At 58.4% G+C, this 16,405-nt stretch carries 11 protein-coding genes and 1 pseudogene; all 12 read right to left on the bottom strand.

The window, feature by feature from the left end:
• Window positions 1-428, bottom strand: a 428-nt coding sequence (locus tag K1Y02_18795; protein ID MBX7258418.1) for a GNAT family N-acetyltransferase, incomplete at its 3' end; no start/stop codon positions are given.
• A gap of 162 nt (window positions 429-590) precedes the next feature.
• Window positions 591-971 (bottom strand): hypothetical protein, encoded by a 381-nt coding sequence (locus tag K1Y02_18790; GenBank protein ID MBX7258417.1) that lies wholly within the window; start codon window positions 969-971, stop codon window positions 591-593.
• Window positions 972-1,018: 47 nt separating this feature from the next.
• On the bottom strand, window positions 1,019-2,311 hold the full coding sequence (locus tag K1Y02_18785; protein ID MBX7258416.1) for an alkaline ceramidase: 1,293 nt from the start codon (window positions 2,309-2,311) through the stop codon (window positions 1,019-1,021).
• Between the two features lie 64 nt (window positions 2,312-2,375).
• A pseudogene (locus K1Y02_18780) lies at window positions 2,376-2,585 on the bottom strand (hypothetical protein).
• Between the two features lie 571 nt (window positions 2,586-3,156).
• Window positions 3,157-6,774 (bottom strand): NPCBM/NEW2 domain-containing protein, encoded by a 3,618-nt coding sequence (locus K1Y02_18775; protein ID MBX7258415.1) that lies wholly within the window; start codon window positions 6,772-6,774, stop codon window positions 3,157-3,159.
• Window positions 6,775-6,854: 80 nt separating this feature from the next.
• Complete coding sequence (locus K1Y02_18770; protein MBX7258414.1) at window positions 6,855-8,585, bottom strand: tetratricopeptide repeat protein; 1,731 nt, start codon at window positions 8,583-8,585, stop codon at window positions 6,855-6,857.
• A 1-nt stretch (window position 8,586) separates the two neighbouring features.
• Window positions 8,587-10,440, bottom strand: a complete 1,854-nt coding sequence (locus K1Y02_18765; protein MBX7258413.1) for a hypothetical protein — start codon at window positions 10,438-10,440, stop codon at window positions 8,587-8,589.
• A gap of 32 nt (window positions 10,441-10,472) precedes the next feature.
• Window positions 10,473-11,540, bottom strand: coding sequence for a glycosyltransferase family 4 protein (locus tag K1Y02_18760; protein MBX7258412.1), 1,068 nt, complete (start codon window positions 11,538-11,540; stop codon window positions 10,473-10,475).
• A gap of 36 nt (window positions 11,541-11,576) precedes the next feature.
• Window positions 11,577-12,551 carry a CDC27 family protein gene (locus K1Y02_18755; GenBank protein MBX7258411.1) on the bottom strand — a complete coding sequence of 325 codons (975 nt, stop codon included), beginning with the start codon at window positions 12,549-12,551 and terminating at the stop codon, window positions 11,577-11,579.
• Window positions 12,552-12,674: 123 nt separating this feature from the next.
• Window positions 12,675-13,883 (bottom strand): nucleoside permease, encoded by a 1,209-nt coding sequence (locus K1Y02_18750; protein MBX7258410.1) that lies wholly within the window; start codon window positions 13,881-13,883, stop codon window positions 12,675-12,677.
• A 253-nt stretch (window positions 13,884-14,136) separates the two neighbouring features.
• On the bottom strand, window positions 14,137-15,525 hold the full coding sequence (locus K1Y02_18745) for a sulfatase (protein MBX7258409.1): 1,389 nt from the start codon (window positions 15,523-15,525) through the stop codon (window positions 14,137-14,139).
• A gap of 88 nt (window positions 15,526-15,613) precedes the next feature.
• On the bottom strand, window positions 15,614-16,405 hold a 792-nt coding region (locus K1Y02_18740), incomplete at its 5' end, for a DUF933 domain-containing protein (protein MBX7258408.1).

The raw sequence follows: 16,405 nt of genomic DNA, 5'->3' as shown, positions 1-16,405 counted from the left end.
TCGGCGGCCATTTGCACGAAGATGCGTTCGAGCTTGAGTTCTTTTGCGAGATGAAAGACTTCGTTCGCCAGCCGGCGGCCGAGTCCTGCTTTGCGGCGCTCGCCTTTCACAAGGATGCGGATCTGGCCAAGGTGGCGGGTCCACGCGTTCTCGTTGTGGTGAAGACTTCCGTATCCGGCGATGCCGTCTTCGTCTTCCGCGAGTATGGTAATCGTGCGGCCCGTGTTGATGTGGTGGACCCACTCATCGACGACTTCGGGTTTGGTGATATCCACGCGCAAGAAGATGAGATCGTCCTCGGTGAGCGATCGCGCAAATGCCAAAACCAGATCGCGGTCCTCCGGCGTCATGAGCCGAAACGTAATCGAGCGGCCATCGACGGTGTCAGTCCAGGGATAGGTTCGCTTGATTAACGCCATTGTCCCCATCGAGATGCCTCCAGGTAGAGTCGCTTGCCTTGCTAGCTTGGCGCGCGTCGGTGATCGACCGGCGCGTCCGGATTATGCGAACTACACGAACGGCAGATCAAAAAACGTCCCCCTCTCCTCGCCGGTCAGGCGGACGTTCAACACGTAGCGATGGCCGTATCTCTACGACGTAATCGCGACAGCCCTCTTAACGGGCTTGCGCTTATGGGGCGGAGCCGGCTTCTTGGCCTCTTTCGCAGGCCGGCTGGCGCTTGCCTCCATGCGCTTGCAGAATTCACCCATCTGGTCGAAGCTGACGTCGACCGTCCGGCGAATGTCCGCACGACTCCTTTTGGCCGTCTTAATCCACTCGGCGACGACCTCTTTGCCCTCTTTGGGCAACCACTTTGCGTGATCGGCCAAGTCCTGGATCAGCTTGTCGGTGCGCTGCTGGTACTTGCCGACCACCTTTGCGGTACGGTCGAAGGCCTTCTTCTCAAGGTCGACGACCTTTCCGGCCAACTTGGCCGCGCGTGATGCTGCGGAGACTTTGGTTTTGACCATGACTAGCCCCCTCTGTTTCGGGTACATTCCCACTCTTTAGCGTACACCTAGTAAGCTAAGTACGCAAGATGTTTTTTCGATTTTTCCTGGGGAATCAGTTGCTCCAGGGCTCTTTGAAGGATTTCGCCCGCAGACCGCCCTGGCGACATGCTCACCAAGTACTTTCCGCTGGGGTACTTATCCGGCTGGTCGAAATAATCGGTTTTGCAGATATAGCCCAACTCGTCCAGGCCCAGGCCGATGATGAACTTCGATTCTCCGCGCATCAAATCACGCGACGCCCGTGCGAAACAGGGAGCGCTTTCGCCGGGATGTGTCGCGAATTCGGCGTCGCCAAGCGCGAACCAGGCCACTTCTGTTTTTGTGGTCTTGTCCATGAGTCTTGGTGTCAACTTGGCTGCCGCCATTTGTTCATAGACCGGGTTCTCTATCGGCATATCAATGGGGAGCGACGCGAAGCGGATGGGGCCCCCTTGTAGCTTCGCCGCGTTCTTGAGTGCTGCAAGTGTGCGCGAGGCGGCATCTTCTCCATACCGTTGTGCCAAGGCAAAGGTTCGCTCCGGCGTGACGGGTTGTATCCAGCCGCCTATCGCGCCTTGGACGAATACGTGCTCACCGGAAAGTTGGGAGGCCATCTTCGCGTAGAAAGCACCTACCCAGTCCGCGGATACATCCGTCGTGTCACCGTCCAGCACCGTCGGATGACAAGCGAGATTGGTGAGCGTAACAATGGAAGCGCCCGAGGCGTCCAAGCATTGAAGAATCGGAAACGTCTTCTCGGTATCGCCAGGTTCCGAGTCATTCACCACCCACTCCGGCGTGGGGGCCTCTGCGCGCACGAGATGCGCAGGTACACGGCTTTTCGCGGCGCGGGCAACTTGTTCGGCAGCCGTCGCGATCAGCGACTTAATGTACGTTTCGTCGCGGCCGGTCTCTCCCTCGCTGGGTCCCCATATGCCGATGGTATCGGGGCCGCAATGCGTGTGAATCGAGGACACGATGATCCGTTCGGGCGGAATGGCGAGAGCTGTGCAGCGCGACGACGCTTCCTGGCGCAAGGCTTGAACATCGGGATACATCAGGCCAATGCAGTCGAGCGTAACCAACGCGACAGGTGTCTTTCCGTCATCAAAGACTACGGCTTTTGCAAAGAGGTCGTCGTGCACCCCTGTGGAGCGGCGATTGAGATCGTAGCCGGCAAGCAGCGTGCCTGTTGGCGGTGTGATTACGCCCGATGACGCTCCCACTCGAAGTGAAGCTCCTGGCGCGGGCGCGGTGGCGCACGACGTCAGGAAAGTCATTGCCAGAAGCAGAACCGCGATGGTGAGTCTAATCTTCATTTGAGGAGTCCTCAGAGAAAAGGGTTTCCGAGTCCAGATCCGTTTCCTGCCCGGCCTGATCGGCGATTTCGTCGAGCACGGCCAGGACTGTGTCTCGAAATTCGGGCGGCGCTTCCACATGTCCCCATCCCGACGCCATCTGGAAGATGCCGTCGAGGGCAGTATCGTGATAGCTGCGAATGATGTGCGGGATTTCGCGATCGGTGAGCATCGAGTCTAAGACTTGGGCCTGAATCTCGTTCTCCAACACAGCGACCTTCTTGAGACGTTCCATGTTTACCTCCGTCATAGCCGCGCATGCGTCGATGGATCAGGGTCGTGGACAACGGGTAACAGAGTGCGCAGCCGGGTCGAGACTTCACATGGAAGTAGTATAGCGGCGCGCCAAGCCGCCTGTCATTCTAAGCGGGGGACCGCGCGAGCGCGGGTTTCAGTGATAGAAGCAGAAGCCAAGCGGACGGCCTTTTCTCTTGAGTGCCGCAGGCACGGCAGACTCCAGCCTGGGGTGAGATTCGCGTCACCGACGCGAATCGAAACCCCAGGTTCCAGCCCCCACCCAACGTGAGCCCTGTAAGGGCGAAAGCAATTTGTAGGGTCCGTTTCTTAGGAGTCCGCCTCCGGCGGACCAAGCATCTGGCATCAGAAAGAGTCGTTCTTAAGCCAGATCCCTCGTCCGCCGTGGGCGGACTCGGGATGACAGTTCGGCTTCCAGGCAACATGGCTCTCATTTTGTCGCGTTTCTTTTCCACACAGCACAACGCGCATTTGGCGTTGTGCTGTGTGGCTCAGGATGACAACCAGTGGCTGAAGACAGAGTGCGTTGCGCTATCGCGTATATCCCTCGACTAGAAGTACACCCGCATCTTTGTCGGCGCGCCCCATTTCGTGATGCGCACCGTCTCAGTGTCCGGATCAATCGTCGCGCTGGTCTTGGAGTCTGTCTTAATCCTGCTCATCGATTTCCCGTCGGGATGGCGCAGTCGAATCGCAATTTGCGACGGTGCTTTGCGTGACGGAGGATCAATCTCGAAATCGATGTAGCCTTTCCTGACGTGCGATTCGATTCGATAGCTGACCGGTCCGAATTGTGTCGGCGCATTGCGAACCGAAACGGTCTTGCCGTCTTCGAGCCAACGGTCGGTGATGAAGGGCGCAAGCCACAACTCATCGCCGCGCTCGGCGACAAACATGGTACGCGACTGTACGAGGAACCATCCCGTTTCGTGTGTCTTGTTCCATGCGGCGATGTTGTGGAAATGCTCCCAGTGCGACAAGTTCTCAAGACTCAACTGCGCGGCGAGCGCATTGAAGTACGAACGGATGAACGGTTTTACGTCGTCGCGCAGCGCGCATATCTCTGCGTTTCGCGCATAGTAGGGCTGCACCTTTGCAAACCCTCCGTAGTTGAACCAGTCGGAGTGGTTCTTTTCGCGCGGGTAGTCGCCCATGCCCGATTCGAGAAACATCACATCTTCCATGTGATCCATGATCCAATCGGCATCGGGACCATCGGCGGGAAACACACCGAGCGGGACCAAATGGTGCGAGCCTAGCTCGATGTCGTAGCACCAGCTCCGATTGCCGTCTTCACCGGGGAACACGTCGCCGGTCGGTCCGAAGGCGTAGAGCATGCCGCTGTATCCGGGCACGTACACGCCGGTGGAAAGGCTGACGGCAGGCGTTCGAGCCTGATTCCATCGGTAGGCGCGCGTGATGTCATCGCGAAACGCCGTCGCATCGTCGAGCAGCGTCTGCGCGTCGGGATGACTGACCGACGCCAGTACTTCCGCCGTGTCGTGCAGTCCCGCGTAGTATTGCGCCTGCAACGAGTATCGATAACCGTATCGATTCCAGTCTGCGCCGACACCCGGAGGAACGAAACCGAATTCCGGGTTTTCGTTTGTATTGCCGCCCAAGGCACGAGTCTTCGCGCGCTGCGCGACGATCCACTTGTCAACGCGTGCCACCTCATTCGCGACGCTCCGAATCCACTCTGTATCGCCACTGAGCCATGCGTGGCGGGCGAGCGTCCACAGATGCTGGCCGGTACCAACAACGGTGTAGCCCGTGGTCAAGAAACCGGCATTGTTGTATCGGGCGATGAAGTAGTCGAGCGAACGCTGCGCGAATGCATCGTGTCCCATGAGGTCCATGCCAAGAATGACGGAATGGGCCTCGCTTTCGAGCGGACCGTAGCGGTCGGAGGCTATCCATGCGGCGACGCGCTTTCCGTCTTCTTCACTGCGCGCAGCCATAAGGCAATGGACTCTTGCCGCGCGGAGTATGTCGTTCATCAGAAGGTCGGGGGTGGCGATTTCGATGGATCCCTCCAGGACCTTGGCCCAGTACGCGCGCAACGGTTCGAAGCAATCGCCGGGAGCAGATGCTTGGAGATACGCGTCGGCGGGCAGGTCCCACAGGGGAATCGTCACGGTGACGGTAGCCTTCTGTCCTGCGTTTAACGATCCCGTCAACGACACGGAATCGCTACTAACGGTGGAGGTCAACGGGGCCGCGCCGCGGAAGTCGGCGAAGAAGTAGGTGGCTCCGTCGATTGCCGCGATGGCGCCTTCCGGCACGGCATTGACCGCGTGAGGAGTCTTGCCCGCGCGTCCGCCAAACGACAGTTGCGCGGAAGCGGCCGCCGAGCCGGTGTTTTCGATTTCGATGCGCGACACGCACAGCGGTTTCGTGAAAATCCAATTGGGTGCGGAGGCGACGGATTCGCCGCCGGGGATAACACACGTTGTCTGATGGTAGAGAACGTCTCCATCGGCAAATGTAGACATCGGGGCGGGCAGCCAACTGCCAACGAGTCTACGGTCGCGTGCCTTGTCCGGCTTTGCGCCGAACTGGAATCCGATGTGATGTGACGGAACCAGGGCGCTGTTTTTGTCAGGCGATGCGCCGCGCGGCTGATACTGAATCACGCCTTCGCGCTCGATCACGACCTTTCGATTGTCGCACGCCAGCGAGATGAGCATCGGCCCTAAATTCTGAATGGGATTGTGCGTAACGGCCAGCGCTTGCTCCAACGTCTGGTCTGGCATGGTGCGGACACGCTCCAGGACGGTCTTGTTGGCGGCCACGCGCGCAGCGTATTTCGAGAGAGTAGTCGCATCTTCAGCCTTGATAGCGAAAAGCCCCAGGTCGCGAACAAAGACAGGGCCGCGCTCCAAAACGTCGGCGACGGCGATGCCGGTATCGCCGCGAGGTCCGCGTACTCGCAGCACCGTGCGATTCGTCTTCAGTCCGAAAGCGTTTGAATAGCGAACGGTCAACACGACAGGCGAACCGGGGCTCCATTCCGACTTGGCAGCGGGTTGACCTTCCGCATTGACGAGCCAACCGTTGTATGCTTCGACACTCGCGGGATGCGTAGCGGAAGGACCGTCGTATTCGAGTCGAATCGACGCGGTAGTCCAATGACCGCGAGAGTACGCGTTTAATTTGGTGATTGGGTTGGAGGCAAGCGCCGCCGGAACGATCCACCGGATCTTGTCGATTCCGTTTACTGGATAGTCGGGATTGTCTTTCTGCCGAATCTTCAGGCTGACTGCGGACCCTTCGACGACAGCCGTGCCTTGCAGGGGTTTCCATGCGCCCTGCCAGGGAGATTCGCCTGACCAGTATTCCGCGCGGATCTTGGCGGCATCGACGGGACTCGGCGCGGCGCCCCACTCAACGCCAATCTCTCGGATAACGCGTGGCTCGGCCCACTGCAAACCGATGCATGCGAGATCTCCAAAGACCGCGGCGGTGTACGTACCGTTGACCGCGCTGATTGGGGACTCCAGCTTGAGATCGTCGGCGGGAAATTCTTCGGTACGCTTGGCGCTTGTTCCTTCGGTGCGGTGCGGGTCACAAGCGATGACGCGCGCAAAAGGAGCGATATCGATGGGTTCCTTGATTTTGGCGTCTGCCTTCGTTGCAGATGGCACAAGGCGGGCATTGGCCCAATTGGCGCAATCGCACGTGATGCCGTCGCCCGCGTCGGTCGTGACAAGGCGCAATTCGTAGGCGCCAGAGCAGGGCACTTCGACGTGCTTGGCCTCGTCCTGTTCCTTCATCACTCCGCTGTCGAATTGCTTCTGGCCGTCGACAAAGACCTGAAACGTGACGGACCCCGCGCTATTCTGCTGAAACTGGATGCCGACATCGGCAATGAACGTGTCGTATTCGCCGTTGAGATCGACGACAATCTCGCCGGGCGCGTGATGGCCAAGCCCCTTATCGTAGGTCGTATCTTTGATGCGCAACGGCGATGCGGCCCGCCCGTCGAGCGGCCGCACGGCCGTGTCGACTCCGAGACCACCCCACCCCATCTGTACCGAGACCACGGCGTCGTCAAGCAGATCGCCAAGATACTTCTCGGCTGGATCGCACCACGCCGGCATGACGGCTACGGTCAGCAATACCGCAATGAAACCCAGTAGCCACAAACGATCGATCCCGCGAGTCATACATCCCCCCTCATAGTTGGCCGCATCGGCACGATCACAAACAATCACGCTCCGCGCAATATCCTCTCAGGCTCAGCGGTCTATTCTGAATCTTTGATCGGAAGCAATTCACCTCGACGGAGAGCGTCGAGCGCCTTCCGAATGGTCGCATTGTCAGGTTCCAATCGAAGTGCAGTCTCCAATAGCCTGCGCGATTCCGCCGTCCGGCCTTGCATGGCCCGAACAACCGCAAGCATGTAGTGCGCGTGCACGTCGGTGGGGTCCAACTCCACGGCCTTTTCTAGATTAGCAGATGCCTTGTCCGTATTGCCCTTGAAAATGTGGACAACTCCGAGATTGGAGTAAGGCACTGACTGCGTGGGATCTAACCGGATAGACTCTTCGTATTGGGCGATGGCCTGATCCAACAATCCCATCATTCGGTACGCCGCCCCCAAGTTTGCATACACCTCCGGCGATTCCGGCCAGATTCGTTGCGCTTCTTTCAATTCCAGCAAGGCTTCCTGCGGCTTGCCCTGATTCAAATACGTCACCGCGAGATGGATGTGCGCGGGCGCATTGTTCGGGACGGCGCGTATTGCGTTTCGAAACAAGGTTTCGCTCGTGCGCCATGTTTCCGCTTGGAAATACGTGAGGACCGCTAGAATACCGATAAGCAAGGCGCCAACGCGCGAAAGAATGGACTGCGAACGTGGAGTGACGCCAAACGCCGCACACGATCCCCACGCTATCGCCATGAAGATGCCGATCAGCGGCACGTATGTGTAGCGGTCCGAGATTGCCTGATAGCCGATGGGGACAAACCCGATCACGGGAACGAGCGTTCCCAGGTACCATAGCCAACCCACGACCGCATACGGTGCGCGCCGTGCCGCGAGAAGGACCACGAGACTGATGAACAGGAGAACGATGAGAGCCATCGAAAAGTATGTGGCGGGAATGGCATCCAGAGAGCGCGGGTAGATTGCCGAGAGATTGAACGGCCAGACTGTCTTCTGAAGGTACAGACAATACGACACAACCGCATTCGAGACGCGGTCGTATAGAGTCATCGACGACGAGGCATTCATTGCGCCGCCTTGCTGCTGCACGATAATCGTCACAATGGACGACAATGCGCTCAACACGATGAGCGGCAGCTTCTCGACAATCAACTTGACCAATCCGACATTGCGGATACGCCCCAAGGGCCAAAAATCGAGGAGCAACAATGTGAACGGCAAAGTAACGACCATAGGCTTGGAAAGAAGTCCCGCAATGAATAGAAGCAGCATAATGGCGTAACGGATCACGGTTCGGCGTTCCGTGAAATACACGTATGCAAGCATTGTCAGAAACCAGAAACACGTGCTGAGCACGTCTTTGCGCTCCGAGATCCAGGCGACAGACTCCACGTGGAGCGGATGGAGTGCGAACAATGCCGCGACGAAGGCGCTGCGTCCATCCGAATTAGTCATTCGTCGCAGCAGGTGGAAGAGCAATAGGGTATTGAGAATGTGAAAGCCCAGATTGACAAGGTGCGGACCGGCGGGATTGAGCCCGAACAACATCACATCGGCCATGTGCGACAACCAGGTCAGCGGATGCCAATTTGCCGCGTGCCCGCTTGAGAACGCCCACGCTACGCCGTACCAGCTCAGGCCCGCTTTGACAACGGCGTTCTGAGTGACATATGCGTCGTCGTCGTAGAACACATATTCGAACGTATGGACCTTGGAGTAGGCCGCGAGCGTCAACAGAATCAGCGCAGCCGCGTACACCCAAGGCGTAATGCGCGAGACTCGCCCTCCTGATGTGTCTCCAATATCCAACTCACTTCACCTTTTCGGGGAATGCAGTCTTAAGTTCCTGGTACCTTGGGGAACGTGCCACCAAATCTTCTACAGTAGTTGTTTCGCCGATTGAGGGTGGGGCCACCGGCACAAACCGCGTGCTCTTGATGAACGAATACGGCTTAAGGGGTATTGAAGCCGCGCAGTACCATTGCAGCGAAGCGTCCTCCAAGGGCACAGAGAATTGGAACGCTGCTTCGATGGGCCAACCTTCGGCAGTGACTTCGCGAACGGTGGCCGTCATCCCCGTAAGGGTCACGGTGTCACCTTTCTGCATGGGATAGCCGGGTCCGCGGTAGATACTTGTGATCTTGTTGCGAACCAAACCCTTTTCCGAGCGCAAAATGAGTGTTTGGGCGTCGGGTCTGCTGACTGTGATGCCTCTGTCGCCCGTTGCGAGCGTGCGCGTGTGCTTGGGAATGATCTCCGCGCGTGCGGACCGCATGATGTGAAAGTACCAACTCGTGAAATCGTTGGGGGCTTGCAGGATGGTGACTGTCTTATCGAGGTCCGATTCTGAGCGCGGGAGATCGTCAAACGCCAGGTCGAGTTTCTGCGTGTAGCTTCCCACCATACGCGGCATGATCGTCATCATGTACGTGGGGATGACCACGTGTAGCACCACCCACGCACCGGCCAATACCAACATGATCGGACGCGCTTTGCGCGGAACCCAAGCGGCCTTCGAGAATACGCCATGCATATACAAGGCGATCAGAATCATTCCGCCAAAACCGGGGATGAGCATGAGCCTAGGCTGTGGCACGACGGTGCAAACAGGCAGCATGGACAGCAGCGAACCAAGTCCAGCAAATCGCGCCACGGGTGAGCGCCGAAGCAGTGGGTACAGCGCGAGGAAAATCAGCGCAAGCGCAACGAGACCCAGTGCCTGCGTGATCGCTGACGCGCCACCGAGTACCCGCGCCACAGTGTTGGGTTCGCCGATGAACTGATTGGTGAGCAGCGCAGGGAAGTGAATCAGGAGGCGATTAAGAAACGCGAGCGGCACGTGACCGGGATCGAGGTACCACGAGGAACCGACGGTTCCGTATCCCATGGCTCGATAGGAAAGGAACCACACGGCGAACACGGTTCCGCATGGGACCAATGCCGCAAATCGCGCCGGCCACTTTGCCCGATCCATGAATAGCGCATATGCGAACAGGTATGCCAGCGCTCCCATTGCCGCCTCGCCGCATAGCAAGCCAATGAGAAGAGACACCGGCGCAAGCACTCCCGCTGCCAAGGATTTCTCTCCGCGCCAGCGGTGATGCGCAAAGACTGTCGCCACGATAAGGCACGCGGACATGAGCGTGTTCCGGCTGGAAATCCAGCCGACGTTCATGCCGTTGTCGCTGTCGATGGTGTAGAGAAGCGCCGCGAAGCCCGCGACCCAGATTGGAGTCATCAGTCTTCGATACATCACGAAGAGCAATGCGCACAGCGCCGCATACCACAGCATGTTCTCGATGTGCATCGGGTCCGGGTTTTCGCCAAACAGTTTGTAGTCCAGCCAATGCAAGCGCGAAGCCAGTGGGCGCCAGAATGCCAGCTTTCCTTCGTTGACCGACCACCAGGGCGAGACCCCTCGATCCATTAAGGCGGCATTGCGCTCCGGGTTTCCGTCGGAAAAGACGAACGTCTTCATTGGATCCTGGCGGTACTCCGGGAGCCCCGGGAACCCCTTGAACGACGCGAGAAAGAAGTAGTCGTCGGTCCCGAAGCCGGTAGTCAGGCAGGGACTCGTTAGGCCAATCGCGAGGATGACGAGAAATGCAGCGAACCATGGACTACTCAACCAACGCCTGAACCCTCGCGATTCCGCGGCCTCCATGCTCAATTGCTCCCCTTCCCCGCCCTGTCCGATCATGTGTTGTCTACCGCGTAATGAATCGCGGCAATCGTCTGGCGCGCGCAAGCCGGCCACGTAAACCGCTTGGCGTTCTCGCGACCGATCGCGAGATATCGTTCCCGTTGTTCGCGCGGTTCGTTCAATGCGTCGAGGATCGCCTGCGCGATGGCGTCTTCGCTTGTACCGTCAAAGTACGTGGCTCCTTCACCGCCGATTTCGGGCACGCTGCCCGCCCGCGCGGCAATTACCCGCGTTCCTGCTTCCTGGGCTTCGACGACGGGTCTGCCGAACCCCTCGTACAACGAAGGGAACACCATCAGATCCGCAGCCTGCACCAGGCCCACCAGTTCAAGATACGGGATATGGTGCAGGCGTTTCACGCGCGGATGCGTGGGAGGTTCCCCGGCGCGAGGCTGGCCAATCAGCACCAAGTGGTGGGGTATCCGGTCCGCAATCGATGCAAACGCGTTGACAAGCCGCGTCGCATTCTTGTGCGGATAGGTTGCGGCAATATAGATGAGGAAGGGGCGTTCTTCCGTGCAGGGTTGCGCATGGGAGAAGAGGCCCGACAACGACGAATGCGCAACAAAAATGCGGTCGCGTTGGACGCCGTAGCGGTCCGCGATGCGCCCCTTGGAAAACTCGGAAACGGTGGTGACAGCGCCGGCGCGTCGGGCGCCGCGTCCGACGAGCACGTACTGCACGGTGCGCGACAACCACGGAAAGGTCTCGGGATAGTCAAGAATCTGTGTGTCGTGAATCGTGACGACTTGAGGGCATAGACTCCATAGCGGACATGTGTATCCCGGAGAATACAGCGCATCGATGCGTGCCTTTTTCGCGGCACGCGGCAGTGTCACTTGTTCTGCAATTACGCGCGCCGCGCGGGAACGGGCTTTCACCGGAATTAGGACGCGCTCGTATTCGGAGAACGACTCGTGATTCTCCTCGTTGGTGAACACGACGAGTTCGATGTCGGGAGCTTCCGCCTGCATGGCGGGCAAAATACTCCGGACATAGATCTCCGTCCCTCCCACTTCGGTGGGAATCAGGAAAAGGGTATTGACGCCGATTCGCATCATCCCGAACTGCTCTCTCCCTCAGCGTAACCGCAAATGCTACTCGTGGAGAGAGATGGTACCGAATACTTCCGTGTAATACACGAATTTGAATTCGGTTTCCCCTTCAGGCAGCCCGGCCAGCAATTTGAGCCGTTGCGGGCCGTGTACCTTGTACCCTTCGTCGTCCTGCTCCTGCCCATCGGTGATGAACTTGACGGTGAGGATACGGTGACACTTGTCGAGGTCGTCCAACCCGCGGAACTTCTCGTTGGCGGACGCGAGCATCAGTTCGCCGGGTTCCCAGTGGGTGAATCCGCGCGACCGCACGAGCGGCGTGATGGTCACCTCGATCCAGGCGTACCGCAGCGGCGCGCGTGGCTTCTTGGCCTCTTCATCTTCATCGTCATCGGGTACCGTCGCCGGCTTCTCCGTCCATTCGAATCCGTGCAACTCGACGGTCGCGTCCTCAAGGGCTTTGCCTTTCAACTTGAAGGGGATGGTGAATAGACGATAAATCGCCGCGCGCATGGCGAGCTTGATGAGGAAGTATGCGACGATGAGGCCGCCCCCAAGCCAATAAGGAACGCGACCGAAGTACATTCCGATAATCAGCGAAACGAGTATGGCAAGGCGGACCGGCTTGATTTGGAAACGCCTTTGCTTCGGTTGCTGAGGTTCCTCTTCCCCTTCCTCCACATCGGCAGGCGAATCATCGCTCGTAGGCAAGGCGGGAGGTCCCGCAGGGATCGGTCTGGCCGGAGTATCTTCGTGACCCATCTCCGAGGCAATCCGGTCTCGAAACAGGCGGGCCTTTTCGTAGCCGAATTCGATGAGCAGCCGGTCGCAAAGGTGCAACGCTTCCTGGTGACGCCCAATCTTGAAAAGGGTTTGGGCTTTGGCCTTGATGATGCGGTGGTTGTCGGGAAACGCGCGCTCCAGATCAAGCAAAATGTCCAGCGCGCGGCTGTATTCCCCCTGAAGATAGCACTCGTTGGCCTCAGTGAACCGTGATTCTGCTTCGGATCGGTCCATACGAACATGTCCCCGCGCCTTGCACGTCTGGCATAGAGTCTCGCACAGAGGAAGGGGGCAAAAACAAGATTCCCGCCAGCCGAAACCAGCCAGCGGGAATCGCGTTTCAGCTAAGTATAACGGCTATGCGGAGGCCTTGTCCTTGTTGTTTTCGTGGAAGAACAACACAAAAAGAACAGTGATTACGATAGCCATCGTGCCCGGCACCAACCACAGGCTGGTCCAATTGTGTTCAACCTTGCCAACTGCCTCCGAAAGCTTGAAGTAATCGACAATGTGTCCCGAGGCTGTCGATCCGATGGCCATGCCCGCGCCGTAAGTCACGAGGCCGATGAAACCCTGTGCACTGGCTCGCACGTCTTCGGGCGCCTTTTTGTCCACGTAGAGCTGACCGGTCACAAAGAAGAAGTCGTAGCAGATGCCGTGCAAGAGGATACCAATGTACCAAAGCATGATGAGCGAGCCCGAGTTGCCGTAGGCAAAGAAGAAGTAACGGACAGCCCATGCGATCATACCGACCAGGAGCATCTTCTTGACGCCCAGCCGCGCAAAGAAAAACGGCATGACAAGCATAAAGAACACTTCGGACATCTGCCCCATGCTCTGCTTCGCGGCGGCGTTGGCCACTTCGTGCGCGTTCAAGAACATGTTCGTGTAGTTGTAGTAGAAAGCAAGCGGAATGCAGATCAGCAGCGAACATACAATGAACACGCTGAACGACCAGTCTTTCAACAGACGCAGAGCATCCAATCCAAGAATATCGCTGACCGTGACTTTCTTGCCGTGCGACTTGGGCGGTGTGTTCGGCAGCGTGAAGCAGTAGATGCCGAGAATAAGGGAAGCTACGGCCGCTGCGATTATTGGCCGGTTGGTGCCTTCACCCAGGAAGCTCGCCACAAAGCCGGCTACGATCCAGCCGATGGTACCAAGCACGCGCACACCCGGGAATTGCTTGGCGGGATCGGACATCTGATGGAACGATATGGCGTTCACGAGCGCCAGCGTTGGCATGTAGCAAAGCGCATATGCCAACGCAACAAAAAAGAATTCACCGGGATCGGTCACTTTGGACAGATAGTAAAGAACCAAACCTCCGGCCAAGTGGAGGATGCCCATCACCTTCTCGGCGGAGAAGAAACGATCGGCAATCATTCCCACAAAAAACGGCGAGACAATGGCGGCCCAGTTCGTTGTACTGTAGGCGTTGCCAATGGCCGCTCCTGAAAACTTCAGGCCTCCCAAGTACGTGCCGAGCGTCACAAACCAGACACCCCACACAAAAAACTGAATGAACATCATTACGGAAAGCTGAATACGCGCGGTAGGATTCATGGCTAGGTCCTTTATTCCCCTATATGGCCACACGACCGGACCGGTACATGGCGCGCAAGCGCACATAGAGCCCCCCGGGACCCGGCATCGGCTCTCGCGCGTACCACATTGCGTGAACGCACAAAGAACGCCTAATCCTAGGCTAACAGGGACGGGGAATCAAGCAGGCAGGGTGACTCAACTCAAGCGCACGGCGGCCGGACAGTCTGAAGGGACGTTCGGGCCAACTCGAAATCCGGCACAGCAATCCACTTCAAGGTTTATAGGGTACCGTCCCCGTTTTGTCCGTCCTGTAACCCCATTTTGCGATGTAGGCATCGCCCGGAAGGAACTCGTCTCCCGCTTCTTTAAGCTTCTTCGCGAGCAGTGTATCGAGACGCGCGCGCAATTCCGGTTCGGATTCACAGAGATTGCGCTGCTGGTAAGGGTCCTTTTCGTTGTCGTAAAGGAGCCACGGTCCGTTCAGGTCACGGACGTAGGTGTAACGCGGGGTACGGACGCCGCGGTATTCGCGTCCGCCTTTTTCGCGGGTCCATTCTCCGAACGGCGTATAACACGCCAGCAACGCGGCATCGTCTTCTTCGGCTCGCCGTCGCGTGAGCGCGCGCGACAAGTCGCGGCCTTCCACGCTCGACGGCGCCGGCACATCGCACAGGCTCAATATCGTTGGCATGATGTCGGGCGAATTCAGCATGGCCCCACACGAGCGCGCGCGCAGACCGAACTTGCGCGGATAGCGCAAGAGAAACGGCACACGAATCGATTCGTCCCACGGGCGTTGCTTGCGCATCTCTCCCTGCGAACCCAGCATGTCGCCGTGATCGGAGGTGAAGACGAAGATGGTGTCTTCCGCGACGCCACATTCGTCCAGCGTCTTCAGCAGACTTCCCACGCAATCGTCGAGTGCCGTGCAATGCGCGTAATAACCGGCCAAGTCTTTGCGCGCCCATTGCTCCGCTTCGCGCGGCACGTTTGGGCGTAGAACAAGCTTCTCCGGAGAGTACATAGCGCGGTACTGCTCGGGAGCCGTCTCGTAGGGATTGTGCGGCGGGCCCCACGACAGGAACAGCGCGAACGGTCCGTTCTTCGCCCTATCGCGGATATACCCCTCGGCCTCGCTCGTCTGCGCAATGGCGTCGTAGCCGTCCCATACGCGTTTCGTCTCGTCGTCGGCGAAATACTCGGAGTGGTTGTAGTCGTGCGTGCATTCCAGGACCCGCCAGAAATCAAAACCTTGCCTGCGTTCGCGCGGGATGAAGTTGGAACGCCCGTGGCCGTCGAGATGCCACTTGCCGATGTAGCCCGTCGCATATCCTGCGCCTTGGAGCGCTTCGCCAAACGACACGCCCGTGTCGCCCAGCGGCACGTCGTTCATGAAGATGCCGTGCGTCAGCGGATACTGCCCCGTGATGAGGCTTCCTCGATACGGCGAGCATACCGGCCAACCCGAAATCGCGTTGCGCACGTTAATGCACTCTCCCGCGAAACGGTCAACATGGGGAGTCTTCACATTCGGGTCACCCGCATACCCGGCGGCTTGTGCGCGCCATTGGTCCGCGAATACGTACACAAGATTGGGTCGGGATGCTTTTGCCACCGCATTCGCGCGTACCGCCGCCGTCGCGGCGGACAACCCGCCAATCGCAGTCTGTAAAAACGTTCGGCGCTTCACGACATAACCTCAACGTCTTGCGCGTGGCACGCTACGGACACGCTGGAGAATGATCAGGTCACACGTTAAACCGGAACAACACGATGTCCCCGTCCTGCATGATGTACTCTTTGCCTTCCAGCCGGACGTGACCCGCCTCTTTGGCCTTGGGCATGGAACCTGCCGCGACGAAATGGTCGTAATTGACAATCTCCGCGCGGATGAACCCCCGCGCGATGTCGGAGTGGATGACGGCGGCGGCATCGACCGCGCGCGTGTTCTTGGTGATGGTCCATGCGCGAACCTCGGGTTCGCCCGCGGTGAGGAAACTCATGAGGCCGAGCATGTCGTAGGCGGAATGCAGGAATCGCACGCGCGATTCCTCGCCGAGGCCCAATTCTTCACGGAAGGGTCCGCGCTCGTCGGGAGGCAACTGCGCGACTTCCATTTCCATCGCGCCGCACAACTCGACAACCGTCAGGCCGTTGTCGTTGCCGAACTGCTGGAGACCCGAAGGGTTGTCGTTGCCGATGCCTTCTTCGCCGTAATTGCCAAGCAGCATCAGCGGTTTCATGGAGAGGAAGGTGAAGCCCATAAGATCGTGCTTCTCCAGCGTGGACAAATCGAGCGACCGCAGCGACGCGCCGGATTCGAGGTGGTCTTTACAGCGTTGAAGTAGCTGATACTCGGCGCCTTTCTTGTTCTCCTTTTCGAGACGTTCCATGCGCCGTTCGATGATGATGAGGTCGGTGATTTGCAGTTCCTCTTCGAGGCTTTTCGCGTCGCGCACGGGATCGACCGTGCTCAATGGATGCATCACGTTGTCATTCGCAAATGACCGCACCACATGCACCAGCGCGTCCACGCTCTT

The organism is Candidatus Hydrogenedentota bacterium (assembly GCA_019695095.1).
Taxonomy (GTDB): domain Bacteria; phylum Hydrogenedentota; class Hydrogenedentia; order Hydrogenedentales; family SLHB01; genus JAIBAQ01.
This window is presented reverse-complemented; position numbering and strand designations above follow the sequence as displayed.